This is a genomic window from Streptomyces sp. NBC_00075 (genome assembly GCF_045041225.1).
GTDB classification, from domain to species: domain Bacteria; phylum Actinomycetota; class Actinomycetes; order Streptomycetales; family Streptomycetaceae; genus Streptomyces; species Streptomyces adonidis.
This window is the reverse complement of record NZ_CP108243.1, coordinates 3760992-3784674: the sequence shown is the minus strand read 5'-3', so window position 1 is coordinate 3784674 and position 23683 is coordinate 3760992. Positions and strand designations below refer to the sequence as shown.

At 68.8% G+C, this 23683-nt stretch carries 20 protein-coding genes; 13 read left to right on the top strand and 7 right to left on the bottom strand.

Annotated elements, in window-relative coordinates:
• The first annotated feature begins 203 nt into the window (after positions 1-203).
• From OG787_RS16160 to OG787_RS16135, 6 genes are all read left to right on the top strand, one after another.
• The gene (locus tag OG787_RS16160) at positions 204-743 is read left to right on the top strand and encodes a hypothetical protein (RefSeq protein ID WP_369035020.1); all 540 of its coding nucleotides are present in this window, start codon (positions 204-206) and stop codon (positions 741-743) included.
• Positions 744-839: 96 nt separating this feature from the next.
• A complete protein-coding gene (locus OG787_RS16155) occupies positions 840-2633 on the top strand; it encodes a hypothetical protein (RefSeq protein WP_405535571.1) in 1794 nt (597 codons plus the stop codon).
• The gene (locus OG787_RS16150) at positions 2630-2830 is read left to right on the top strand and encodes a hypothetical protein (protein WP_405535570.1); all 201 of its coding nucleotides are present in this window, start codon (positions 2630-2632) and stop codon (positions 2828-2830) included. The genes OG787_RS16155 and OG787_RS16150 overlap by 4 nt, the downstream gene beginning before the upstream one ends.
• Positions 2827-3384, top strand: a complete 558-nt coding sequence (locus OG787_RS16145) for a hypothetical protein (protein ID WP_369035023.1) — start codon at positions 2827-2829, stop codon at positions 3382-3384. Before OG787_RS16150 ends, OG787_RS16145 begins: the two co-directional genes overlap by 4 nt.
• Positions 3385-3475: 91 nt before the next feature.
• Positions 3476-5041, top strand: a complete 1566-nt coding sequence (locus OG787_RS16140; RefSeq protein ID WP_369035024.1) for an AAA family ATPase — start codon at positions 3476-3478, stop codon at positions 5039-5041.
• A gap of 75 nt (positions 5042-5116) precedes the next feature.
• Positions 5117-5677: a hypothetical protein gene (locus OG787_RS16135; RefSeq protein ID WP_405535569.1), complete on the top strand. Its 561-nt coding sequence runs from the start codon at positions 5117-5119 to the stop codon at positions 5675-5677.
• Positions 5678-5740: 63 nt separating this feature from the next.
• On the opposite strand, the gene OG787_RS16130 is transcribed toward OG787_RS16135, so the two are convergent.
• The gene (locus tag OG787_RS16130) at positions 5741-7096 is read right to left on the bottom strand and encodes a M14 family metallopeptidase (protein ID WP_369035026.1); all 1356 of its coding nucleotides are present in this window, start codon (positions 7094-7096) and stop codon (positions 5741-5743) included.
• Positions 7097-7405: 309 nt separating this feature from the next.
• Between OG787_RS16130 and OG787_RS16125 the strand changes: the two genes are divergently transcribed.
• The 3 genes from OG787_RS16125 (at position 7406) to OG787_RS16115 (ending at position 12079) form a co-directional block, all read left to right on the top strand.
• A complete protein-coding gene (locus OG787_RS16125) occupies positions 7406-9991 on the top strand; it encodes a LuxR C-terminal-related transcriptional regulator (RefSeq protein WP_405535568.1) in 2586 nt (861 codons plus the stop codon).
• An 81-nt stretch (positions 9992-10072) separates the two neighbouring features.
• Positions 10073-10636, top strand: a complete 564-nt coding sequence (locus OG787_RS16120) for an ATP-binding protein (RefSeq protein ID WP_405535567.1) — start codon at positions 10073-10075, stop codon at positions 10634-10636.
• Between the two features lie 105 nt (positions 10637-10741).
• Positions 10742-12079: an Nramp family divalent metal transporter gene (locus OG787_RS16115; RefSeq protein ID WP_405535566.1), complete on the top strand. Its 1338-nt coding sequence runs from the start codon at positions 10742-10744 to the stop codon at positions 12077-12079.
• Here OG787_RS16115 and OG787_RS16110 read toward each other — a convergent pair.
• Positions 12076-13383, bottom strand: a complete 1308-nt coding sequence (locus tag OG787_RS16110) for a hypothetical protein (protein ID WP_405535565.1) — start codon at positions 13381-13383, stop codon at positions 12076-12078. The genes OG787_RS16115 and OG787_RS16110 overlap by 4 nt on opposite strands.
• A gap of 81 nt (positions 13384-13464) precedes the next feature.
• Complete coding sequence (locus OG787_RS16105; RefSeq protein WP_405535564.1) at positions 13465-13977, bottom strand: SigE family RNA polymerase sigma factor; 513 nt, start codon at positions 13975-13977, stop codon at positions 13465-13467.
• Positions 13978-14072: 95 nt separating this feature from the next.
• Here OG787_RS16105 and OG787_RS16100 point away from each other — a divergent pair, with 95 nt between their 5' ends.
• Complete coding sequence (locus tag OG787_RS16100) at positions 14073-14540, top strand: Imm50 family immunity protein (protein WP_405540500.1); 468 nt, start codon at positions 14073-14075, stop codon at positions 14538-14540.
• Positions 14530-14946 (top strand): Imm50 family immunity protein, encoded by a 417-nt coding sequence (locus OG787_RS16095; protein ID WP_405535563.1) that lies wholly within the window; start codon positions 14530-14532, stop codon positions 14944-14946. Before OG787_RS16100 ends, OG787_RS16095 begins: the two co-directional genes overlap by 11 nt.
• Positions 14947-15047: 101 nt before the next feature.
• Here OG787_RS16095 and OG787_RS16090 read toward each other — a convergent pair whose 3' ends face one another.
• The 3 genes from OG787_RS16090 to OG787_RS16080 form a co-directional block, all read right to left on the bottom strand.
• Entirely contained in the window at positions 15048-16088 is a 1041-nt protein-coding gene (locus tag OG787_RS16090; RefSeq protein ID WP_405535562.1) for a hypothetical protein, read from the bottom strand.
• Positions 16076-16732 (bottom strand): hypothetical protein, encoded by a 657-nt coding sequence (locus OG787_RS16085; protein ID WP_405535561.1) that lies wholly within the window; start codon positions 16730-16732, stop codon positions 16076-16078. Before OG787_RS16085 ends, OG787_RS16090 begins: the two co-directional genes overlap by 13 nt.
• Before the next feature lie 154 nt (positions 16733-16886).
• Positions 16887-17555, bottom strand: a complete 669-nt coding sequence (locus OG787_RS16080) for a hypothetical protein (RefSeq protein WP_405535560.1) — start codon at positions 17553-17555, stop codon at positions 16887-16889.
• Positions 17556-17696: 141 nt separating this feature from the next.
• Here OG787_RS16080 and OG787_RS16075 point away from each other — a divergent pair, with 141 nt between their 5' ends.
• Positions 17697-17978, top strand: coding sequence for a DUF6881 domain-containing protein (locus OG787_RS16075; RefSeq protein ID WP_405535559.1), 282 nt, complete (start codon positions 17697-17699; stop codon positions 17976-17978).
• A gap of 18 nt (positions 17979-17996) precedes the next feature.
• Here OG787_RS16075 and OG787_RS16070 read toward each other — a convergent pair whose 3' ends face one another.
• A complete protein-coding gene (locus OG787_RS16070; RefSeq protein WP_405535558.1) occupies positions 17997-18653 on the bottom strand; it encodes a hypothetical protein in 657 nt (218 codons plus the stop codon).
• 322 nt (positions 18654-18975) lie between these two features.
• Between OG787_RS16070 and OG787_RS16065 the strand changes: the two genes are divergently transcribed.
• On the top strand, positions 18976-23667 hold the full coding sequence (locus OG787_RS16065; RefSeq protein WP_405535557.1) for an RHS repeat-associated core domain-containing protein: 4692 nt from the start codon (positions 18976-18978) through the stop codon (positions 23665-23667).
• The last annotated feature ends 16 nt before the right edge of the window (positions 23668-23683 follow it).

The following is a 23683-nucleotide window of genomic DNA, read 5'->3' as shown; positions in this document are numbered from 1 at the left end:
TGAAGTCGTGGGCGAACCGGGCGGGAACGGGTCGGGAACGGGGCGAGTTCGGGTCCGGGACCACATATCAGGGTGCCAAGTGGCCGCTTCGGTCGCACTATTGACTCAACGTCACTAGTCTTCACTCGCTCGCTTCACGTTCTCGCACCATCTTTCGCTTCATGCTTCATGCTTCACGCAAGTCAACTCAAGTCGGGGGACACATGGGCCACTTGGAGCGGCCTCGGCGCGTCGTTCAGCCGGGCGGCGGTGCCGTCGCACCGAAGACCACGTCGTCGGACGCGCTGCGCCGCACGGACCAGGGCACGGCCGGGGCGGCCGGCACCGCCGGACCCCGCCGAACCGTCGGCACCTCAGGACCGGCGCCCGCCGCACCCCTGCGCCGGGAGCGGCTCGCCCCCCGCCCGCAGGCACTGCGCGACGCGGTCGGCCGGCTCGACGCGGGCCTGGACGAACAGACGCGGCGCCAACTGGCCGAGTGGATCGGCGAGGAGTACCGGGCGAACTACGGCGAGATCCCCCTGGGCTTCCTGGCCCGCTGCTATCTCGGCCCGCCCTACGTCGACCACCAGCTGGACCTCTTCCAGGTGATCGTCCGCCACTTCGCCCCGTCCGACCAGGTGCCCGACCCGTTCTCGGGCGCCCGGATGCTGGTGCGCTCGGGCGGCTACGCCTTCGTCGAGGTCTACTCCGGCGGCCTGCTCCTGCCGGTCCTGGACGACGGCACGGTCGTACGTCCCTGACACCGACCTCCCAGGTCACCTTCGCACCGCCCCACCCCCCACCTGACCCACCCGAACGCCATAACCACGCGATGGCCGATGTGATCGGAGAAACGTATGTCCGAGGTGGACTACGCACTGCACCAGAAGGTGCAGCAGGTCAGCAACCTCGTGGTCCGGCTCAGTGAGCAGGTCGGCTCGGTGTCCGGCCAGGTCTCGGCCGTCGAGGCCAACCAGCAGCAGACGCGCACCGAACTCCAGCAGCTGCGCGACGAGTTCCTCGCCTTCGTGCGGACCGCCCAGCTCACGGCCAACGTCCAGCGCGCCGAGACCCGCGTCGGGGTGATCCAGGACCAGGTGGACCACGAGTTCGGCCACCACAAGACCGTACGGCGCACCGCCGTCGGCATGCTCCAGGCCTTCGACCTGGGCCTGGTCTCCGAGGACAACGTCCGTGCCGTGGGCGACCAGTTGATGCTCCAGACGCCCCGCTACTGGCTCGCGCCCGCCTTGGTGGCGCTCGCCTCCTGGTCGGCCGACGACAGGTCGCTGTGCGAGAAGGCGGTCGAGGAGGCCTTCCGGCGTTCCCCGGACCGCACGTCCCTCTTCTTCGCCCTGGTGCTGCGCCGCCAGGACCGCGCCCAGTCGGCCGTACGCTGGCTGCGCCACTACCTCCTCGCGCAGGACCCGGCGGCGCTCGGCCGGGAGTTCGCGGTCATCCTGGAGTCCATAGCCCAGGGCGCCTTCGGTCCCGCCGGACGCGAACTCCTCGACGACACGCTGCACGGCTGGCGCGAGCAGCTGATGGACGACGACCAGGCCCAGCAGCGCCAGATCACCCGCTGGCGCGACGAGATCGACTCCCTCGCCCTGCCCTCCGCCTCGGCGGAGTTCCCGCGCCTGGCCCAAGTGTCCCCGCAGTGGCCGCAGTTGGACTCGGTGCTCGGCCGGGCCCGCGCCCACCAGGTGGTGCTGGACAAGTACCGGGCCATCATGGACCGCGAGTTCCAGCCCTCGCAGCGGCTGGAGGACGCGGTCGACGACATCCTGGACCGGCTGGTCTCCGAGTACGACAACGAGGAACTGCCGCTCCGCCGCGACCTCGCCTTCAACCACGCGGTCATCGACCACGGCGGCGACCTGGACGCGGCCCGCAGAACGGCGGACGCGGACTCGGCCTCGTACGAGGAGACCCTCGACTATCTGACCGTGCAGACGACCGCCGCCCTCAACCCGGCGGCCATCGGCACCTCGCCCGCCACCCAGCGGCTGTCGGTCGCCGCCTGCCAGGAGTGGTTCCTCCAGGCGCACGCCGGCTTCACCCGCGACTACCGGGCGGCCGTACCGCCGGACGTCCAGGCGCAGTTCGGTACGGCGTACACGGTGGCGGCCCAGACCTTCCACCTCCCGCCCTGGGTCGGCTCGTTCACCCAGCAACTGGCGGACCTGGAACAGTCGTTGACGACCCACTGGGACCACTGGACCCGGCCCTTCATCGACCGCTTCGCCTACCCGTGGGCCAAGAAGGCGACCCCGCTCGGACTCACCGTGCTGGGCATCCTGGTGTTCATCGGCATGTTCTCGTTCCCGGCCGCACTGGTGATCGCGATCCTCGTCGGCGGTATCTGGGGGCTCGTCCTCAACAACGGCGCCCAGGCCGCCCGCCGCCACCAGGACAACGCCCGCAGGATCCTGGAGGCGGCGAAACAGGAGTCCGTGCACAACCTGCGCGCGGCCTCCGCCGAACTCACCGACTGGAACGGCAAGTTGCGCGCGGCCGACGCCGTGGAGCCGCAGTGCCGCGAGCTGATCCAGTCGCTGCGCACGGCGACCCAGGGCAACTCCCCGTTCGAGGGCCGCACCGTCTCCGGCACCGCCACCCCGACCACCCCGAAGGACACCGCGTCATGAGCACCCCGCCCGCGCCCCGCAGGCCCCCCGGGGACCCCCAGTGGTCGTCCGCCGGAGCCTCCCCCTGGGGCGCCACGCGCAAGCCCGCCGGCGAACGGGCGACCAGCCGCGTCCGCAAGGTCGTCGAGGGCCTGCCCGACTGGGAGCCCCTGCCACCCGGCGAGACCGTCGTCCGCAGACCGGGCGGCAAGGTGTGACCACGTACTGGGGTCACGGCGGCCCGTACGAGACCTGGGTGGACTTCCTGCGCCGCTGGTCCGCCGAGGAGGACGTGTCCCCGGAGGCGCTTCCTCCCCTCGCCCAGGAGGACTTCCAGGGCGAGACCTGGACCCGCCTCGCCGGTCACCTCGGCACGGCCCTCGACACCCGCCTCACCACCTGGGCCAACCGCCTCACCGAGGCCCTCCTCGCGGCCTCGGACGAGTTCTCGGTGGGCCGAGCCCTGGCCCAGGCGAGGACGGGGCTCACCACGGTGCGGGCGCTCGCGGTCCACCCCGGCCTCCCCGAGTCCACCCGAACCCGCTTCACCGAACTGGTAGAGGCCCAGATCACCGACCTGCAACGCCAGTTGGAACGCCAACTGGACGACCTGGCGGCAACGAACGGCACGGACCAGAGATGGGTGGAACAACGCAGACGAACGTTCCGCGACAACCCGCTCACGGTGGCGAGTCCGGCGCCGACGGCGGACCCGTGGGCTCAGCCACAGGGACAGGACCGTCCAAGGCGCCGGGTGATCACAGACACCTAGGGGCGCGGGGAACTGCGCGACAAGCCCCCACCGGCCGGCACCCGCCGAACAACCCAACGCACCCCCAACCGAAGGCGACCCGAAGGCCCGCATGTCGAACTACGCAGAAAGCCTCGACCACCTAGACAGCTACATCTCCGCCCGCGTCCCAGTAATCGGCATGCGCACCATCGAACAACAACGAGCCCTACGCCTCCTCCGAGACGCAGCCCTCCAACCCCGCCGCAGCAGCATGCCCTTCTGGATCTACACGAGGGCAACAGGCCTCAGAGACCTCCGCACCAACACCCCCGTACAGGACGACCGCTCCCTCACGGGAGCCATGGACTTCGCGGCAACCCAGTTCAGCGGCAGAGCCAACGCCACCGTCATCCTGGTCGACCCCGACCACCTGGAGGACGACACCCCGGTCACCCGCCACATCGCCGAACTCGCCCGCCTCGCCGACAACAACAGCGGCAGCATCGTCCTGGTCACCGACGCCCCGATCTGGAGCGGCCTGCAACGGCTCGGCATGAGCCTGCACCTGGACCTCCCGGACACCGACGAGATGTACGGCACCCTCGCCGGCTTCCTGAGCGACCACAACGGCGTCATCCCCATCGAGTGGGACGAGGACGACGCCCGCCGCGCCGCCGAGTTCCTCAGCGGGGTCACCGAGGCCGAGTGCATCAACCTGATGGCGACCATCGCGGCGAAGGGCTCGATCCAGAAGGCGGACGTCCTCGGCCTCGCCCAGGCCAAGGACCGCATCTTCAGCAACCTCACCGGACTCGAACGTGTCCAGCTCAGGGAGGGCGACTACACGGTCGGCGGCCTGAGCAGTCTGCGCGAGTGGCTGAAGCGCAAGCACGACATGATGCACGCCGACCTGCGGGACACGGCGCTGAGGCCCCCGAGGGGCGTGCTGCTGGTGGGCGTACCCGGCTGTGGGAAGTCGCTCTCCGCGAAGGCCATCGCGCACGAGTGGCAGCTCCCGCTCTACCGGCTCGACATGGCGAGCATCCACGGCAAGTACCTGGGCGAGTCCGAGGGCCGGTTCCGGGAGGCGCTGGCGATGGCGGACCGGGTGGCGCCCTGCATCCTGTGGATCGACGAGATCGAGAAGGGCCTCGCGGGCAAGGACGACATGTCCGGGGTGCCGCAGCGGATCATCGGGCAGTTTCTGTTCTGGCTCCAGGAGTCGCGGTCGCGGGCGTTCGTCGTGGCCACCGCGAACGACGTCCGCAGTCTGCCGCCCGAGCTGCTGCGCAAGGGCCGCTTCGACGAGCTGTTCTTCGTGGACCTGCCCGACAGCCAGGACCGCAAGGAGATCATCGAGATGTACTACCGCCGCTACCTCAAGGTGGACCCGGGTCCGGAACAGGTGGACCGGCTGGTGGACCTCTCCGAGGGCTTCGCGGGCTCCGACATCGAGTCCACGCTGCACGACGTGGGCGAGGAGGCGTTCCGTACGGGCGGTGCCGACCGGCTGAAGCCGTCGTTCCTGCTGGACACCTTCGCCAACACGGTTCCGCTGAGCAGGGTGAACCCCGAGCAGATCGAGGAGATCAGGGCCTGGGGCCGGGAGCGCGCGGTACCGGCGGGCCGCTCGGCGACGACCACGGCGGCGGGCGCGGCGGCACCGAGGCGGAAGATCGTCTTCATGGACGAGTGAAGAAGGTGGGATCTCGCTTGATCTCTCTGGCCCCTGCTGTCCCATGACACAGCAATGTCCGCCATAATTTCGACTGTGGAGCAGCGCATAGGTTCGAGCAGCAAGCCCCTGGAAACCGCCGCGGTCGACCCGGCGGCCATCCCCGGGCTCACTTCACCCGTGCCGGCTGAGCCGGAGGACGGGACCCCGGACCCGGTGGAGGAGGCGGGAGCGGAGGCGGAAGCCCCCGGGACCCCCGGGACCCCCGGGACCCCCGAGACCCCCGAGACCTCTGAACCCTCTGAGGCAGAGGCAGAGGCAGAGGCAGATGTCGAGACCCCTGAGGCCGAGACGGAGACCCCCGAGGTCGAGGGCCCCGTCTTCGAGGCGTCCGACCGCCGGGCGAAGATCATCGCCGACCGCAGCGGCGTACGTCTCTCCCTGGACGACCAGGAGTGCGAGTTCCGCTGGGACGAGATCGGCGCCGTCGAGACGGAGACGTCCCGCTTCGGCAAGCGGTTCACGGTGACGGTCCACACCCCGGACCGCCGCTGGTACCCGGTGGAGATCGAGGCGAAGGCGAAGTCCCAGCACCAGGAGTGGGAATCGGAGCTGGACGCGGTCCTGGACACCTACTTCGAGGAAAGCGCCCCATAGGGGCGCGGGGAACTGCGCGACCAGCCACAACGGACCCGCAGTTCCCCACTGCCTCAGAGGCATTCAGCAGTACTGCGCCTGCTTACCGATGGACCGATACATGCAGTCGGAGTTCTCCAGCAGCTGCAACACCGCATCCCGGTTACGCGCGGTCTCCCGGTCGATCACCTCATCGGGCGGATAGAAGCCCCCACCCGAGCTGGACGTCGGATACATCTCGAACGTGTACGCGAAGATCTTCTGACTGCCCCAGAGGTAGTCGTCGATCGACCCGTCGGTGATGTACAGGTCACTGGACTGCTCCGGCGTGTACCCGTTGCTGGCCGCCATCTTGCCGCCGACCGTCGCGAACGCGTCCCGGTCGTCCTGGGTCATGCCCGTCGTGGTGTTGGCGGTCGTGTAGCCGAAGGGCCACAGCACCAGCTCGCTGTACGTGTGGAAGTCGATGCCCGTCTTGATCTGCTGGACGCCACCGACGACCCGGCTGCGGACGAAGTCCGCGACCACCTTGACCTCGGGCGCGGACTCGGCGGACGTACCGCGGTACGTCTCGGACGAGGTCGAGCCGGAGGACCCGCCGCAGCAGCCCCAGCGGTAGTTCCAGTTGCGGTTGAGGTCCGTACCGACGTACGAGGAACCGGAGTTGGGCTGCCGGTTCTTGCGCCACGAGCGGTACGAGCCGGTCGCGATGTCGTACTCGCCGCCGTCCGGGTTGAGGTCCGGCACGATCCAGATCTCACGGGAGTCGAGCATGGCCTTGACCCGGGAGTCGGTGGCGTAGGTGGACGTCAGGTTGCGCAGCAGGTAGAGCGCCATCTCGACGGTGAGGTGCTCACGGGCGTGCTGGTGGTGCGTGAACAGCACCTCCGGCTCGGCCTCGTCGGTGCCGACGTTGTCGCTGAGCTTGATGGCGACGATGTTCCGGCCCGAGTACGAGGTCCCGATGACCCGCTGGCTGGCGATGGAGGAGTTGGCCGAGACGAGGGAGTTGATCTCCGTCGTCATCTCCGCGTAGTTGTGATAGCGGGAGTCGGCCGTGGGGAAGTCGAGCAGCCGTACGTCGTCGGCGCTGCTGGAGCGATCCGGGGCCGAGCCCAACAGGGTGATCTCGTACCCGCGTTGGGCCAGTTTCCTGGCCTGGTCGGCGCGGCCGGAGACCACGACGGTCTCCTCGTCGGCCTCGTCCACGGTCACGCCCGACGCCATGATGTCGGTGCGGACGTCGGACGTGGAGTTCGCGAAGTTGATCTCGTACTGGCGGATGTCGTCCGCCGAGGCAGCCGGGCGCTTGGCGCTGGTGGCGGTGGCGTCGGGTGTCGTGGAGGTGACACCGAGGGCGAGAGCGAGGGACAGCAGCCCGAGGACGGCGGCGGACCGTTTGCCGCTGCGGGCGCCTGAGCCTCGTATGCGAAGTCGCATGAAGTCTCCTGATTTCTCCGGGAGTTCCGGGATCTCCGGAAGCTGGGAGTGGAGCGGGGGGTGGTTCTTCGGTGCGACGGACTGGTGCGGGTGTGGCGCTCATGGTGCGGCTATGGCATGAGCAGGTCAAGAGTGCCTAAAGGGTGATGGCGCGAACCGGCTGGCCGTACGGGCCGGAAACGGCCGCTCGTACGAGGGTGACGCGGAGGATACGCGCCCCCGCCCCGCCCGTCGCGGCTCCTCGGTAAGTGCACACGTGTGTGTGACCGCGTGTGTGTATCTGCGGGGACCTGTTGGAAGGTACTGATCATGGGCGGATCAGCGCCACGAACGGACTGCCGATCACCGGCCGAAGGCCGATCACCGGCCGCAGCACCAGCATCCGAGACCACGAGCTTCGTCGACCGTCGCGACGAACAGGCCCAGGTCCGGGCGCTGTTGGCCAGGGCCCGGCTGGTCACGTTGACCGGCCCGGGCGGCGTCGGCAAGACCCGCCTCGCCGCCCGTGTCGCGTCCCGCGTGGCCCGCGCCTTCCCGGACGGCGTCCGCTTCGTGCACCTCGCCGACCTCGACGACCCCGGCCTGGTGGCGAGGGCCGCCGCCACCGCACTCGACCTGTACGGCGACCACGCCACGCCCCGCCGACCGGAGACCCCGGACACCCTCGCCGACCGGCTGAGCGCCCGCCGCCTCCTCCTGGTCCTCGACAACTGCGAGCACCTGCACCGGGCCTGCGCCGAACTCACCGGCGCACTCCTGCACCGCACCACCGGCGTACGTGTCCTCGCCACCAGCCGGCACCGGCTGGGCCTGACGGAGGAACACCTGCTGGACGTACGCCCGTTGCCGCTCCCGGACCCGGACGGAGACCTCTCCGCGACCCACCGCCACCCGGCCCTCGCCCTCTTCGCCGACCGCGCCGCCGCCGCACTCCCGGGCTTCACCCTCACCCCCGCCAACCGCACGGCGGTGGCCCGCCTCTGCCACCGCCTGGACGGCCTTCCCCTCGCCATCGAACTGGCGGCGGCCCGCATGGGCGAACTGGGCGACGAGGACATCGCGGGGCTACAGACCCGCATCGACGACGACCACACCCGTGCCGGCCGTCACAGCACCCTGCGCGCGACGATCGACCGGAGCCACCGACTGTGCACGCCGGAGGAGCGGTCGGTGTGGGCGCGGGCGTCGGTGCTGCCCGGGGACTTCGACCTGGAGACGGCGGAGGCCGTGTGCGGGGAGGGCGCCGCCGACGTCCTGGAAGCGGTGACCGGGCTGGTCGGCAAGTCCGTACTGAGCCGGGAGACGGACCCGGACGGCGGCGTACGGTACCGGCTGCTCGACACCCTCCGGCAGTACGGCCTCGACCGGCTGAGGCAGCGCCCCGGAGCGGAACGGGCCGCCCGACGCAGACACCGCGACTGGACCCGGACCCGGGCGACGGCCTACGAACAGGCCTGGTTCGGCCCCGACCAGCGACAGCTGGCCACCCGCCTCCGCGCCGACCGCACCAACCTCCGCGCAGCACTGGACTTCAGCCTCGGAAGCCCCGGCAGCCCCGGCAGTCCCGGCAGCTCCGGAAGCCCCGGAGCGGAGGTCGGGACCTGCGGCGGGGCCTCCGACGACCCCCGCGCCGGCTTCGGTGCCGACCGGGCCGACCTCTGTGCCGAGCTGGGCTTCAGCCCCGAGCGCCCCGGACACCCCGCAAGCCCCGCAAGCCCCGCAAGCCCCGGACACCCCGATACGGAGATCAGAGCGGGCGGGGGAACCCCCGACGACCCCCGCGTCGGCCTCCGTCTCGCCGCCACCCTCTGGTTCCACTGGTACGCGTCCGGCGTACCCGGCGAAGGGCGGTACTGGCTCGACCGTGCCCTCGAAGCGAACCCCGAGCCGAGCCGGGAACGGGCCCGCGCGCTGTGGGCCTCCGGACTGCTCGGGCTGCTCACCGGCTCGCCCCACGAACTCGCCCGGGGACGGCGGCGGGCCGAGGAGGCGCGCGCCCTCGCCCGACGCCTCGGTGACGCCGTCGAGGCCGCGCACGCGGGGTACGTCGTAGGGGTCGGTCTGCTGCTCGGCGGTGAACAGGCCGCCGCCCTGCGGCACTTCGAGGACGCCGTGGCGAGGGGACCCGTACCCGGCGGTCATGCCGCCCTCGCCGGGCTCGAACGCGTCCAACTCGCCTGTGCGCTCGCCTCGTCGGGCGAGACGGACCGGGCCGTCGCCCTCTGCGAGAACGTCCTGCGGGTGTGCGGGGAGTACGGCGAGCAGTGGGTGCGTTCGTACGCCCTGCGCGCGCTCGCCCTCGCCCACGTCGTCCGCGAGGACCCGCAACGCGCCGAACCGCCCGCCCGCGAGGCCCTGCGCATCGCCCACACCCTGCACGACGTCCTCGGCATCGCCCCCGCCCTCGACCTGCTCGCCCTGACCGCGACCGCCCACCACCACGCCCACGAACACGCGGCCGTCCTGCTCGGCGCCGCCGACCGCGTACGGTCCACCCCGTCCGACCCCGTACGGCAGGACGCCGAGACCGGGGCGCGCGAGGGCCTCGGACGACGGGCGTACGAGCGGGCGTACCGGCGAGGAGCGGGCTTCGGCCTCACCGGGATCGTCAAGTACGCGCTGCGGGAGGACGATTCGGGGGACGGGAACGGGAACGGGAACGGGAGATCCGAACCACCCTCCGACACCCGCGGCTCGCGCGATCGCGGCACGCGTCTCACCCGCCGTGAGACCGAGGTCGCCGCGCTCATCGCCGAGGGCCTCGCCAACCAGCAGATCGCCGACCGGCTGGTGATCGCCCGCCGTACCGCCGAGGGCCATGTGGAACGCATCCTCGGCAAACTGGGCCTCAGCAACCGCACCCAGATCGCGGCCTGGGTGGCAACACATCGCTGATGGTGCGTACCAGGGCCAGGGGGCCGGAAACAGGTATTTCTACCCGCGCGCGGGAGCGCCCGTGGAGGCGATCCTGAAGGCATGCTGCAACTCTCCGGGGGCTCCGGGGGACACGTCCCGGATCCCGTCCCTCGGTATGGCTCGTACCCCCAACCCCCGCTGGGGGCAGGCCATCTGAGCATCGAGTACGACCCGCGCCCCACCGCGGCCCGCGAGGCCCGGGCGGAGGTGCGCAGGCAGTTGGAGGAGTGGGGTCTCACCGACCCGGACGACCTGGCGAACAGGGACGACCTGGCGAACAGGGACGACCCGAAGGGCCGGGATGCCCCGAAGGGCCGGGACGACCTCCTCGACGTCGCGGAACTGCTCGTCAGCGAACTGGTCACGAACGCCGTGCTGCACGCCGCGAGCCGGTTCCGGCTCACGCTGACGGCCGCACACGGCATCCTGCGCTGCGAGGTCACCGACACCGGCCGCCGTACTCCGCGGGTACGGCACGCGGGCGCCGCGGAGAGCGGCCGGGGGATGTTCCTGGTGGACGCGCTCGCGAGGCGCTGGGGCTGCCACCAGGAAGGGCCGGGCAAGACCGTGTGGTTCGAGCTCGGCACCTGCGGGTCCGACGGCTGTGGTCGGCGACAGCCGTAGCGTCCCGCAGGTCCCAGTTCCGGACGCCGGATGCCCTGGCTGTCCACCCTCCGGCTCCGGAACGCCCTCTTGTGCGACCAGCCCCTTTGCGCTTTCTTGACGTACATGGCGGACACCACAGGAAACTCTGGAAACACCACGGAAGCAGGGACCGCGGGCGTCGCCCCAGGCGCCGATTCCACTCCGCGCAAGTCCAGTTGGAAGTACATCGGCCCGGGAATCGTGGTCGCCGCGACGGGCGTCGGCGCCGGCGACCTGGTGGCTACGCTCATCGCGGGCAGCAACTTCGGCTACACGCTCCTGTGGGCCGCCGTACTCGGCTGTCTGGTCAAGATCTCCCTCGCCGAGGCGGCGGGCCGCTGGCATCTCTCCACCGGCCGCACCCTCTTCGACGGCTGGGCGAGCCTCGGCCGCTGGACGACGTACTTCTTCGTCGCGTACGTCGTGATCTGGGGCTTCGTGTACGGCGCGGCGGCGATGTCGTCGAGCGCGCTGCCGCTTCAGGCGCTGTTCCCGGACGTCATGGACCTCAAGTGGTGGGCGATCGCCTGCGGGTTGTCGGGTCTCGTCTTCGTCTGGTTCAACAAGTACGCGGTCTTCGAGAAGGTCATGACGGTGCTGGTGGGCGTGATGTTCGTCGTCACGGTCTATCTGGCGATCCGGGTCACCCCGAACCTGGGCGATGCCTTCGCCGGACTGCTGCCCGTGCTCCCCGACGAGAAGGACTCGGTCCTCAACACACTGGGCCTGATCGGCGGCGTGGGCGGCACCATCACCCTTGCGGCGTACGGCTATTGGGTCAACGCGAAGGGCTGGACGAACACGGGCTGGATGAAGGTCATGCGCTTCGACAACAGGGTCGCGTACGCGACGACGGGCATCTTCGTGGTCTCGATGCTGTTCGTGGGCGCGGAGTTGCTGCACAGCGCCAATGTGGCGATCGCGAGCGGCGACAAGGGCCTGATCCAGCTGAGCGACATCCTGGAGGACAAGTACGGCACGGCGACCGCCAAGTTCTTCCTGATCGGCTTCTTCGCCACCTCCTACACGTCGCTGATCGGCGTCTGGCACGGAGTGAGCCTGATGTTCGCGGACTTCGTCGAACGCTTCCGCAGTACCCGGACAACGGGCGAGGAGGTCGCCTCGGGCGCCCGCGAACGGTCGTGGCCGTTCCACGCGTACCTGCTGTGGCTGACCTTCCCGCCCATCGTCCTGCTCTTCCAGGGCCAGCCCTTCCGGCTGATCATCCTGTACGGCGTCCTGGGCGCCGCCTTCCTCCCTTTCCTGGCCGGCACCCTGCTGGTCCTGCTCAACTCCTCCCGCACGCCCGCCGAATGGCGCAACCGGCTGCTCAGCAACACGATGCTGGTGGTCGCGGGCCTGCTGTTCCTGGTGCTGTGCGTGAAGCAGATCTGGGACCAGCCGTGGTCGGAGTTCTTCTAACCCCGGGTCGGTTCGGAGCCGGTGGTCGGCACCAGCTCGCGCCACTTCGGGCTGGTGGCGATCGCCTTGAGCTGGTCGAGGGTCAGGGCGGGCATCGCACGGGTCGGACCGGTGCTCTGGCTACCGGAGTTGAAGGCCATGACGACCACCCGCATACCGTCGGTCCGGATGGTGTCGGCGGTCCGCATGATCAGCCCCAGCCCCTTGTCGTCGCCGATGCCCTGCTTGACGACGACCTTGGTCCCGTCGGCCAGGGTCTCGGGGTTTTTGTCGGGACCGAAGAGCTGGTCCTCGACGTCCGACATGTCGGGCTGCACATTGACCTGGACGAAGCTCTTGCCTTTGCCGTCGTCGACGACGACGTACCCGTACTCGGTCTCCTCGCCGCCCTTGGAGACCACGTCGAGGCCGGAGGGCAGCAGACCGGTGAGCGTCGACACGACGGAGCCGCCCTCGACCGCCGGAGGCGGGGACGACGCGGGCGACGCGGACGGCGTCTCGGCCTTCGGCATGCGGTCGATGGTCACGCTCCACGCCCCGTGGGTGACCAGGGTCTTCAACTCCTCGCTGTCCAGCGGAGGTTCGGCCCGGCTGATGGGCGCGTCCTTCTCGGCGGGGGCGTTCCACTCCATCACCGACACATGCTCCCCGTCGGGTGTGACAAGGTCGGCCGTCCACAGCTTCGTGTCCACGCGGCGGTCCGGATACTCGTACCCCTTGAGGATCCTGAGCACCCCGGCGTCGGGCAGTGTGCTCGACACGCAGTCGTCGTACGGGGTCAGCGTCCTGTCCGGGCACTCGGTCGCCTCCCGGGCCCGCTCGCTGCCCGGCTCGACCCGGCCGAGGCTGACGGAGAGAGCGGCGGCGCCCTTCCCGTCGTCGTACACGGCATACACGTACGGCCCCAGTTCGGAGTCCGTGCCGCGCGCCGACTCGTTGCTGAACCGCCCGCCCTTGGGCAGCAGGTTCTTGAGGAGGTCGATCATGTCGTCCCCGGTGGTGACCGTCGGGGTGGCAGTGCCGGTGGCGTCACCGGGTCCGACGGTCGTCCCGCCGGCCCCCACGGCCCGCTGCCCGGTCCCGTCACCTCCCCAGGGCGCGACCAGTGCGCCGCCCACCCCCACCAGCGCGATCGCGAGGGCACCGCTGACGACAGCGGTCCGGCGGCGCGTACGGAGCCTGCGCCCCCGGCTCTCGCCACCGGCGACGAGGGCGGCACGATCGACGGCGAAGGCACCACCGGCGGTGCGCAGGGCGGAGCCGAGCCGCTCCTCGAACTGGTCGTCTCGTTGTTCAACGGGCATGGCGAACCACCACTTCTGCTGTGTAGGAAATGTGCACCGGAGCACCGGAGCACCGGAGTGCTGGAGGGGCGGGAGGGCGAGTCAGCGGGCCGCGTACTCGCCGAGTTCCTCGCCGAGGAGGGCACGCAGCCGGGCGAGGGCACGGACACAACGGGTGCGTACGGCGGCCGAGCTGACGTTCATCGCGCCCGCGGTCTCCTCGATGGAACGGTCCTCCCAGTAGCGCAGGACGACCACCGCCCGGTCCTTGGGCGGGAGTTGGGCGAGCGCCTCGACAAGGGTGAGCCGCATGGTCACATCGCCCCCGGCGGAGGGAGCGGGCACCTCGGGCAGCACGTCGGTGGCCCGCTCGGTACTGCTGCGGCGCCGCTGATGCGCGAGGAAGGTACGGGTGAGCACCGTCTGCGCGTACCCCGCCGGGTTGCTGGCGCGGGAGACCCGCCCCCAGTTGACGTACAGCCGCCCGAGCGTCTCCTGCACGAGGTCCTCCGCGAGATACGTGTCCCCGGCGGTGAGCAGACACGCGGAGCGGTACAGATACCCCGCCCGCGCCACCGCGAACTCCGCGTACTCGTCCGCGCGGACCTTTCTCATACGTTCCCCCTGTGCTTCCTGCGGTGCGCCGACGCCGTGCGCGTGTGGACTGTCCTCACCTCATTGATGCGGTGGACACGGGGAAATGTTTCACCATGGGGGTTGAGAATCTTCTTGTGAATGTCCCGGACCTTGATGACGTCAGGATCAGATCCATCAACCTGAACTGGCGCGGCCCCACGGTAACGCTCCGCGTCGACCTGCCCTCCGTTCCCGGTTCAGCACCACAGAAGTGGACCGAAGCGGGTATGGACACGGTGCAGTGCCAACTTCAGTTCCTGGCGGTGGAGAACATCTCCCTCACCGACTGGAACCCGCCGTCCGTCGGTCGCATCGAGATGTCGCCATGGGGCGGGGAGAACCGCATACGGGTAGTCGCAGAGGGGCGAGGGGTGGCGCTCCGATTCGACTGCAGCGAGTCCGTACGCGTCGGCCATGTGAGCGCGTTCCGCATCCGGGCCGACGGATCGGACAACGGACCGCATCTCTTCGCGAGCAGGATCGACGCCCGACGGCACACCTTCCTTCCCCCGACCGACGAGAAGACGTTCTATGAGCGCTGACTGGACGCAACTCCTCGCATCGACCGAATACTTGGGGGAGCTGTACGAGGGTGCCCCGCCCCCGACCGACGCGTGCGACCTCTTCTACGTGCACATCGACGAACGCGAGAACTCGGTGACTCTGGGCTTCGACACCAGGTCCTTCCCAGTGAACCCGCCCCCTGAATGGAGGGGGCAGGGCAAGGACTTGAACGCGTTCGAGTTCCATCTGCTGTTCACGGGGGTGACCGGTCTCCGGGTCACGGGCTGGGGGGCTTCCGAAGCCAGGGCGATCGATCTGACCGCCCACGACGGAGGACATTTCGACGTGGCCCTCGGCTCCTCCGAGGCTTCCGGTATCACGTTCCGTGCCGCTGGGGCCCGCCTGACGAGAACGCGGGTCTACCTGGCTTCGAACAACCTCTGACACTGAAAGCCACCCCTCCACACCCAACCGAACCTCGCATCGGCGGCGGAGACGGATTGGGAGGGAGGGGCGGGCAGCAAGGGCCGACGAAGAGAGTCGACTCAGCGATTGACGGCCTGAATCTCCTGAACGACGACAGCCTGCTCGGCACCGAACTCACCGTCGGGCAGGGGCTGTTCCTGGGCGACACCGGTGCCGGTCCAGTGGATCTTCCAGGTGATGGTGGCGCGGAGCGGGTAGGTCCCGTCGCCGGACGAGCGCAGATACTTCACACCACAAGGCGGCGTCTGGTTTGCCTTGCCGGCGGCATACGGCTCCCCGATACGCCCGTTTACGAACGTGCACACACCGGACGCGGGGTAGACCTGCGCGTCGGCGGTACCGGGTTCGATCCTCAGGGAGAGGGGCTCGGCGACGGTGGTGGCCTCCATCCCCAGCACCGGTACGGACGCGGTCACGGAGACGGGCTTGAACTGCGCCGCGTCGAGCCATGCCCAGGTGGGGAGGTTGACCTTGGTTTCGCCGGCGGGGGCGAGGGTCACTTTGGTGGAGGGGACGCGGATCTCGTTGTAGGCGAGTCCGGCGAGGATTTCCGGGGTGATCGTGTTGGGGATGTTCGCGGGCGGGGCGTCACCGGTGTCGACCCAGAAGTAGTCCTCGGTGCAGGAGTCCCAGCCCGGCGGGTAGGACTTGTTGACGTACGAGCCCCACCAGTAGCCCTTGCCGGTCTTGTCCTTGTTGAAGTCCTTCGAGGGATCGTCCTTGTTCAGATACTTCGCCCGCTGCTCGGCATCCCACTCATACCCCGTCGACTCCGCCTCCCAGACCGGCTCCTTGACCTTCTGGAGCTCCGCGGGGCTGTACGTCGGGGCGTACCAGCAGGCGGGCGGTGTCCAGCTGGTGGAGGCGGTAACAGGCCCGGCCGACTCCCCGGACCCGTTGTTGGAACGGTCGTAGACGACTGCGCCGGCGGTGGCGGAGATGTTCTGGCCGTCTTGGCCGCCTTCTACGGTCTCGTTGCCGTTGGAACTGCCACCGTGCCCGTACCCCGCGAACGCCTGCACGGGGCAAAGCAACAGGGCACCCGCAGTCAAGGCGATCACTGCGGGGCTTCGGTACGTTCGGTACGTCAGGACTGGCATGCGGAACTCCCCCGCTGCGATGTCAGTGTCTCCGTGATCCAGATGCCATTCTCATTGACTCGCAGCCGGCTGCTGTAGAGGACGTAGTTGTCCTTCGACGCCGCGGTCACATTGGTCTTGCCGGTCTTGAGGCTTTTGTTGTACGCCTTGTTCTGGTCCTCGCAGTAGACGAGGCCAGCCGTTCCGTCACTGTTGACGTTCACCTTGGCGTCGAAATACCGCTTGGCGCCGGTGATGCGGTCCTTGTAGTCCACGAACTCCTGGATGAACTTCTGGCTCCCGGCCGCCGCTTCGCCCTCGGAGTAGAACTGGTACGCCTTGTCCAACGGGTCCTGCTCGGCGATGGCCATGTCCACGGCCTTGATGAACTGCTCGCTGTCGCTCAGGACAGCGTCCTTGTCCTTGTCGCCGGTCTTGGGCCATTCGAAGGTGTATGTCAGATCGGACGGCAGCTCGATCTTCGGCCGGTCGGCGGAGTCGGCCGAGGCGGATGCCGTCGGCGATGCCGAGGTCTCGCTCCCGGTGTCGGCCCCGGCGATCTTGTCGTTGTCCTTCGACTCGCTGTCGTCGCCGCCACAGGCAGTCAACAACAGGGCCGCGGACGCGACGAGCGCGGCAGCAACGGGCAAAGAGCGGCGCTTCACTATGGAACCCCCGTGAGACAGATGTGCTGGCAAAACCTAGACGGTATCGGTGGGGCCGGTGGTTCCGCCAGGCTGCCAAGGTTGCGCTGTGGCAACGGCAAAGGGTTGGTCGCCGTACACGCTCTTCGACCGTCCGTCTCCGGCGTCTGCTGCGTCACGGCTGGCACTTGTCGGCGCCACGGGTGGACGTGATCTTCACCATTTCCCAGACGCCGGCCTCGGACTTCCGCACCTGGACGCCGTAGGCGACGTAACTGTCCTTACTGACCGGCGTCTTCTTGACCTCTCCGGTCTTGATGACCTTGCTGAACCCCTTGCCCTCGTCCCCGCAGTAACTCAGCGAAGCGCTGTCCTCGCTGCTGACGTTGACCTGGCGGTCGTAGTAATTCACGGTGCCAGTAACCGTCCACCCTGCGTCCGCGAACGCCCTTACCCACTGCTCGGCGGCCACCGCTCCTTCCCCCTCCGTGTAGAACTCAAGGGCAGGAAGGCGCGGGTTCTGGGCGACGATGGCCGCGTCGAGCGCACGGATCATCTCCGCGTTGTCCTTGAGGACGGCCTCCTTGACGGGGTCACCGGTTTCCTCGGGAGTGAAGGTGTGCGTGATGTCCGATGGCAGTTCGATCTTCGGGCGACCGGCGGATGTTGCCGAGGCCGACCTGGTGACCGTGGGCGACGCGGACATTGTGCTCCCGCCATCGGCTCCGGCGGCCTTGTCGTTGTCCTTCGAGGTCCCCTCACTGTCGCTGCCGCCACACGCGGTCAGCAGGAGTGCCGCCGTCGCGACGAACGCGGCAGCAACGGGCGGAGCGTGGCGCTTCACAGTGGACTCCCCGTGAGACAGATGTGCTGGCAAAGCGCATACGGTATCGGTGGGTTCGCCGACGGACATGGCCGAGGGCCGCCTGGCCGAGCCGAGTTCGATGGGTACCGGAAGCGGCGTGGGGTATGTGAGGTCAGGGCCATGGAGTACTGGAAGGTCGACTGGCTGCATGATTTCCAGTCCGAGCCGACAAGGATCTACGACGAGATCGGTGACGACGGGTACGAGGTCCGAAAGGTCTACCGGTACAGGGACGGGCGCAAGGTGAGGGCTGACGAACTCCACGAATCCGATGAAATCGGCCTCGGTACGGTTCCGGTCGGCCCCATCGAAGACGTGGTTGCCCAACCTGAATTCGATGCCGTCATCATCACCCGTCAGGAATTCGAAGCTGAATGGCAAAGCGCGCCCTGGCCCACATAGCGAGCACCAACCCACACCTTAGGGCTGACACTCGGCACTCCCCACCTGGGAGACCATCTTCTCGACGACCCAGACGTCCTCGCTGCTCCGCCTGAGCGACGTGTGGTAACTGACGTAACTCTTGGCGCTGACCTCGGTCTTCTTGACCGTGCCGGTCTCCAGGTACTTCACGTATGCCTTGCCCTGGTCCTCGCAGTAGCTGAGGGAAGCCGTTCCGGCGTCGTCGACCGTGACGTCCGGGGAGTAGAAGCGATAGGCGCCCGTGATGCTCGCCTTGGCATCCACGTACTTCTGGACGAACTTCTCCGTGCCGGCGGCTGCCTCGCCCTCGTAGTAGTAGAGGTAGGCCTTGTCGAGGGCGTTCTGGTTCACGATCGCGAGGTCCACGGCCTTGATGGACTCCTCGCTGTCGCTCAGAACCGCGTCCTTGTCCGCGTCCCCCGTTTTGGGCCACTGGAAGGTGTATGTCAGATCGGACGGCAGCTCGATCTTCGGCCGGTCGGCGGAGTCGGCCGAGGCGGACGCTGTCGGCGATGCCGAGGTCTCGCTCCCGGTGTCGGCCCCGGCGATCTTGTCGTTGTCCTTCGACTCGCTGTCGTCGCCGCCACAGGCAGTCAACAACAGGGCCGCGGACGCGACGAGCGCGGCAGCAACGGGCAAAGAGCGGCGCTTCACTATGGAACCCCCGTGAGACAGATGCGCTGGCAAAGCCCATACGGTATCGGGGCCTCGGACAATCACCGTCCGCCGACCTTCTGGTCGCGCCGAGCCCGGCGACGACGGGTACGAGACCCGGAAGGTCTACCAGTACCGGGACGGGCGCAAGCTGAAGGCTGACGAACTCCACGGATCTGATGGTGTCGGCCTCGGCACGATTCCGGTCTGCCCGGCACCGGCTCACCGACGCGAAGCACCTTCACCTCGAACTCCCGTATCAAGTAAGTTCGCGTGTGCGTACGACTGTTGTCGTTGAGGTCGGTGTGACGGGGGTTGCGGCATGGCGGGGTATCGGCCGGCGGATTGGCATGTCCTGGACCTGGACAAGGACCCGACGCCTGGTGACCCGCATCGCGTGCGCCAACTCGCCCGCACCTTGCATGACTTCGCCGATGACGTGTCGGATGCGTTGCGGTTGATCAAGGGGATGGCGTCGGAGAACGAGACTTTGGAGTGGGCGGGCAAGACCGCTGAGGTGTTCCAGGACGAGTTCGCGGATGTGCCGAAGAACCTGAAGAAGCTGAAGCGGTCGTACGACCTGTGCGGTGACGCGTTGGTGGATTACTGGCCGAAGCTGGAGCGGGCGCAGGCGTTGGCGGACAAGGCGCTGGCGAAGGGGCGGGAGGCGCAGGCGGACCTGTCCTCGGCCAAGTCCCGCCTCTCCTCCGCCGATTCGTGGGTCACGCGGGCGACCAAGGAGTCGGACAAGTACAAGGACGATCCGACCGGCAGCAAGGCGACCGAACCGCCGGACGAGGCGAAGGTCCGGGCGGCCACCCGCGATGCCCAGCACGCCAAGTCCGCTCAGAACACGGCCCAGTCGGACGTCGACGGCGCCCAGTCGGCCCTGGACGCGGCGAAGAAGATGGCCGAGGACGCGCGCAAGATGCGCGAGGACGCGGCGGGCGAGGCGAAGCGGAGGATCGACGAGGCCTCGGACGCCGGTATCCAGAACCGGAGTTGGTGGGAGGAGGTCGGCGACTGGTTCACCGACAACTGGGACAGCATCGTCGCCGTGTGCAAGATCGTTGTCGCTGTGGTCGGGGTCGTGGCGATGATTATCGGGGGGCCGATTCTCGGCGCGATCGTGCTGATCGCGGCGCTGGTGGTGCTCGCGGACACGCTCTACAAGTATTCCAAGGGACAGGCGTCTCTGTGGGATGTGGGATTTGCCGCGCTGGACTGCATACCGGGGATGAAGGGGCTGACGACCCTCGGCGGCCTCGCCAAGGGCATGAAGTCGGTCGGCAAGTTGGGTCTCAAGGGCATGGCCAAGGGTCTTGGCAAGGGCCTTCGCAAAGGTGCCGACGACGTCGTCGGCAAGAGCAAGTCGGCCAAGGGCCGTTGCAAGAACGGCGACCCCATAGACATGGTCTCCGGTGAGATGCTGATCGAGCAGACCGATGTGGGGCTGCCCGGTGTACTGCCCGTCATCCTCCGTCGTACTCATCTGTCGACGTATCACTGGGGTTCCTGGTTCGGCGAGTCCTGGGCGTCGACCTTCGACGAGCGCCTCGAACTCGACGACGACGGGGCGTTGTTCGCCACCGAGGACGGCATGATCCTCTGCTATCCCGTCCCCGGCCCCGACCGGCCGGTGCTGCCCGAGGCGGGGCCCCGGTGGCCCCTGGAGTGGGACGCGGACCAGCCGGGTGCGCTACGGGTCACCGACCCCGGGACCGGGATCACACGGCATTTCGCCCCGTCGACAGGAGCCGGTGAGCGTGACTCGGCGTTCACCCTGCCGCTGGCCGCGATATCCGACCGCAACGGCAACCGCGTCCACTTCGACCGCACACCCGACGGCACCCCGGTCGCCGTACGCCACTCCGGCGGTTACCACGTGCACGTCGACACGGCAGACGGACGCATCGTCCGGCTGCGGCTGCGGAACCCGGCGGACGGGCCCGAGGGCACCACGATCCTGAGCTACGGCTATGACGAGGCCGGCGACCTGACGGAGCTGCACGACTCCTCCGGACTGCCGTTCACCTTCACGTACGACCTGCTGGGCCGGATCGGCTCATGGACCGACCGGATCGGTTCCTGGTATCGCTTCACCTACGACGACCACGATCGCGTCATCCGCGGTGAGGGCGCGGACGGTGTCCTCGACTGCACCATCGCGTACGACGCCGAGGCGCGCGCGACCCACTACACGGACTCGCTCTCCCGGACCACCAGTTACCGTCACAACGAGCGCCGCCAACTCGTCTCGACCACGAACGCACGGGGTGAGTCCGTCCACAACGAGTGGGACGACACGGACCGGCTCGTGGCACGGACCGACGCGCTGGATCACACGTTCCGCTACGAGTACGACGACGCGGGCAACCTGACGCGCGTGACGCGGCCCGACGGATCCGCCACCTCGGCCGTCTTCAACGAGTTCCACCGGCCGGTCGTGGTGACGGAGGAGGCCGGTGACGAGGACGGCGTCGCCTGGCGCCACTCCTACGACGAACGCGGCAACCGGATAGCCACTCGCAACCCCACCGGTGCCGAGACCCACTACACGTACGACGCCTCGGGCTTCCTGACCGGCGTCACGGACGCCCTCGGGAACCGGCGCGACGCGGCCTGCGACGGAGTGGGCCTGCCGGTGCGGCTCACCAATCCCCTCGGCAGCACCACCACCGTGGAGCACGACGCTTTCGGTCGGATCACCTCCGTCATGGATGCCCTCGGGCGGGTGACACGGCTCGGCTGGACGGTCGAGGGCAGGCTGGCGTGGCGCGCGTCCGGCGACGAGCCGGCGGAGCGGTTCGCCTGGGACGGCGCGGGCAATCTGGTGACCTACACGGATCCCGCGGGCAACACCAGCTCGTACACGCCCACCCATTTCCATCTCGCCGCGGTCCGTACCCGTCCGAACGGTTCCCGCTACACGTTCGACTACGACACCGAGCTGAACCTCACCCGGGTGACCAACCCCCAAGGAGCCACCTGGGATTACGTGTACGACGAGGCGAACCGGGTCGTCGCGGAAACCGACTTCAACGGCCGCACGCTCACCTACGACGTGAACGCCATGGGCGCGCTGGTGTCCCTGACCAACGGAGCCGGCGAAACCGTCTCGTTCGGCAGGGACGCCCTGGGCCGCACCACGTCCGTCCGGCACGACGGCCACACCACCTCGCTGCGCTACGACTCCCGGGGCCGGCTGGTCGAGCAGACCGGCCCGGAGGTGTGGCTGCACCGCGCGTACGACACGGTGGGGCGGCTGGTCGCCGAGAGCGTCAACGGCAGCACCACGACGTACCGGTACGACGCGCTCGGCCGACGCGTCGAGCGGCGCACGCCTTCCGGCACCGTGTCGACCTGGTCGTACGACGCGGCCGGGCGTCCCGTGGGTCTGGAATCCGCCGGCCGCATGCTGGGCTTCGACTTCGACGCGGCGGGCCGCGAGATCGCCCGGGAGCTGGGGCACGGGGTGACGCTCGGGCAGTCGTGGGACGAGGCCGGCCGCCTGACGACGCAGACGCTCTCCCTCTCCCCGGAGCAGCACCCGGAGGGGGCCGAGACGCTGCTCCAGCACCGCACGTACGTCTACCGGGCCGACGGACACCTTGCCGAACTGGACGAGCTCACCACCGGCACACGCCGGTTCGACCTCGACCCGGTCGGCCGGGTCACCGCCGTACACGCCCGCGACTGGACCGAGACGTACGCCTACGACGGCGTCGGCAACCTCAGCGGCGCCGTGACACCGGTCACCGCCGCGGACGACACGCACCGGGAGTTCACCGGGACGCTCGTCCGGCGCTGCGGCAGAACCCGGTACGAGCGGGACGCGGAGGGCCGCGTGGTCCGCTCCGTACGGCGGCTGCTCAACGGGCAGAAGCGCGTGCGGACGTACACCTGGAACAGCTTGAGCCAACTCGTCGGCACCGTCACGCCCGGGGGAGCCCGCTGGCACTATCTCTACGATCCGACGGGCCGACGTGTCGCGAAGCGGCGGGTGTCCGACGACGGCGCGGTCGTCGAGGAAACCCGCTTCACCTGGGACGGCCCCCGCCTCGCGGAACAGGTCACGCCCGGCGGACACAGCATCACCTGGGACTACGCGCCCGGAACCCACCTGCCGCTGACGCAGATCGATCGTGGCCCAGGAGGACCGGGAGCCCGTGGCGGACCGGACGGCCCGGACGCCGGCACGCGCTTCCACGCCGTGGTCACCGATCTCTCCGGAGCACCGGCCGAACTCATATCGGAGGAGGGAGCGCTGGTCTGGCAGCGGCGCACCACGTTGTGGGGGCTTCCGCTGCCGGGCGAGGACACGGCCGGTGCATCGAGCGGTCGCTCGGCGGACACGGTCGACTGCCCCCTCCGCTTTCCCGGCCAGTACGCCGACGCCGAGACCGGCTGGCACTACAACCACCACCGCTACTACGACCCCGAGACCGGCCACTACGCGACCCCCGACCCGCTCGGCCTCGGACCCGCTTCCAACGACACCGCGTACGTGCCCAACCCGTACCGTTGGATCGACCCGCTCGGCCTGTACCGCGACACGGGGAACGGGCAGTACGCGCACGACCCCGACGCTCCCGAGACGGCACACAACCGGAAGTCCGAATACCCGTCCGGGTATCGCGAGTCGACCCACGACGAGATGGCCAAGAACTGGACGCTCGAAGGAGTCGAGCAGGGCGAGCGTCCACTGGACTCGGGCAAGAACAAGATCCCGCGGGATCAGCTGACGTGGTTCGACGGCAACGGTGACATCATCTGGGACCCGGCGAACCCCGGTTCCAAGCCGTTCAGCGAGACGGTCACCTATGAGCACCGGGAAGCGGTGGTGGACCACTGGAACCGGGACGGCAGGCTTACGGACCGGGCAGCCCGTAACGACTTCTACAACGAACCGGACAACATGGAGGCCATGGAGAAGAGCAAGAACTCGCGCGCAGGAGCCATGATGGAGGCCAGATACAGCCAGGAAACAGGCCCGAACTACTCGTGCTCCTGACCCGATCACTCCCCAT

Bases quoted from the DNA above. Each gene is read 5' to 3' on its own strand.
- OG787_RS16125 (WP_405535568.1), top strand. From the start codon at position 7,406: ATGGGCGGATCAGCGCCACGAACGGACTGCCGATCACCGGCCGAAGGC.
- OG787_RS16150 (WP_405535570.1), top strand. From the start codon at position 2,630: ATGAGCACCCCGCCCGCGCCCCGCAGGCCCCCCGGGGACCCCCAGTGG.
- OG787_RS16155 (WP_405535571.1), top strand. From the start codon at position 840: ATGTCCGAGGTGGACTACGCACTGCACCAGAAGGTGCAGCAGGTCAGC.
- OG787_RS16090 (WP_405535562.1), bottom strand. From the start codon at position 16,088: ATGCCAGTCCTGACGTACCGAACGTACCGAAGCCCCGCAGTGATCGCC.
- OG787_RS16095 (WP_405535563.1), top strand. From the start codon at position 14,530: ATGAGCGCTGACTGGACGCAACTCCTCGCATCGACCGAATACTTGGGG.
- OG787_RS16120 (WP_405535567.1), top strand. From the start codon at position 10,073: ATGCTGCAACTCTCCGGGGGCTCCGGGGGACACGTCCCGGATCCCGTC.
- OG787_RS16110 (WP_405535565.1), bottom strand. From the start codon at position 13,383: ATGCCCGTTGAACAACGAGACGACCAGTTCGAGGAGCGGCTCGGCTCC.
- OG787_RS16160 (WP_369035020.1), top strand. From the start codon at position 204: ATGGGCCACTTGGAGCGGCCTCGGCGCGTCGTTCAGCCGGGCGGCGGT.
- OG787_RS16100 (WP_405540500.1), top strand. From the start codon at position 14,073: ATGGGGGTTGAGAATCTTCTTGTGAATGTCCCGGACCTTGATGACGTC.
- OG787_RS16140 (WP_369035024.1), top strand. From the start codon at position 3,476: ATGTCGAACTACGCAGAAAGCCTCGACCACCTAGACAGCTACATCTCC.
- OG787_RS16075 (WP_405535559.1), top strand. From the start codon at position 17,697: ATGGAGTACTGGAAGGTCGACTGGCTGCATGATTTCCAGTCCGAGCCG.
- OG787_RS16130 (WP_369035026.1), bottom strand. From the start codon at position 7,096: ATGCGACTTCGCATACGAGGCTCAGGCGCCCGCAGCGGCAAACGGTCC.
- OG787_RS16065 (WP_405535557.1), top strand. From the start codon at position 18,976: ATGGCGGGGTATCGGCCGGCGGATTGGCATGTCCTGGACCTGGACAAG.
- OG787_RS16105 (WP_405535564.1), bottom strand. From the start codon at position 13,977: ATGAGAAAGGTCCGCGCGGACGAGTACGCGGAGTTCGCGGTGGCGCGG.
- OG787_RS16115 (WP_405535566.1), top strand. From the start codon at position 10,742: ATGGCGGACACCACAGGAAACTCTGGAAACACCACGGAAGCAGGGACC.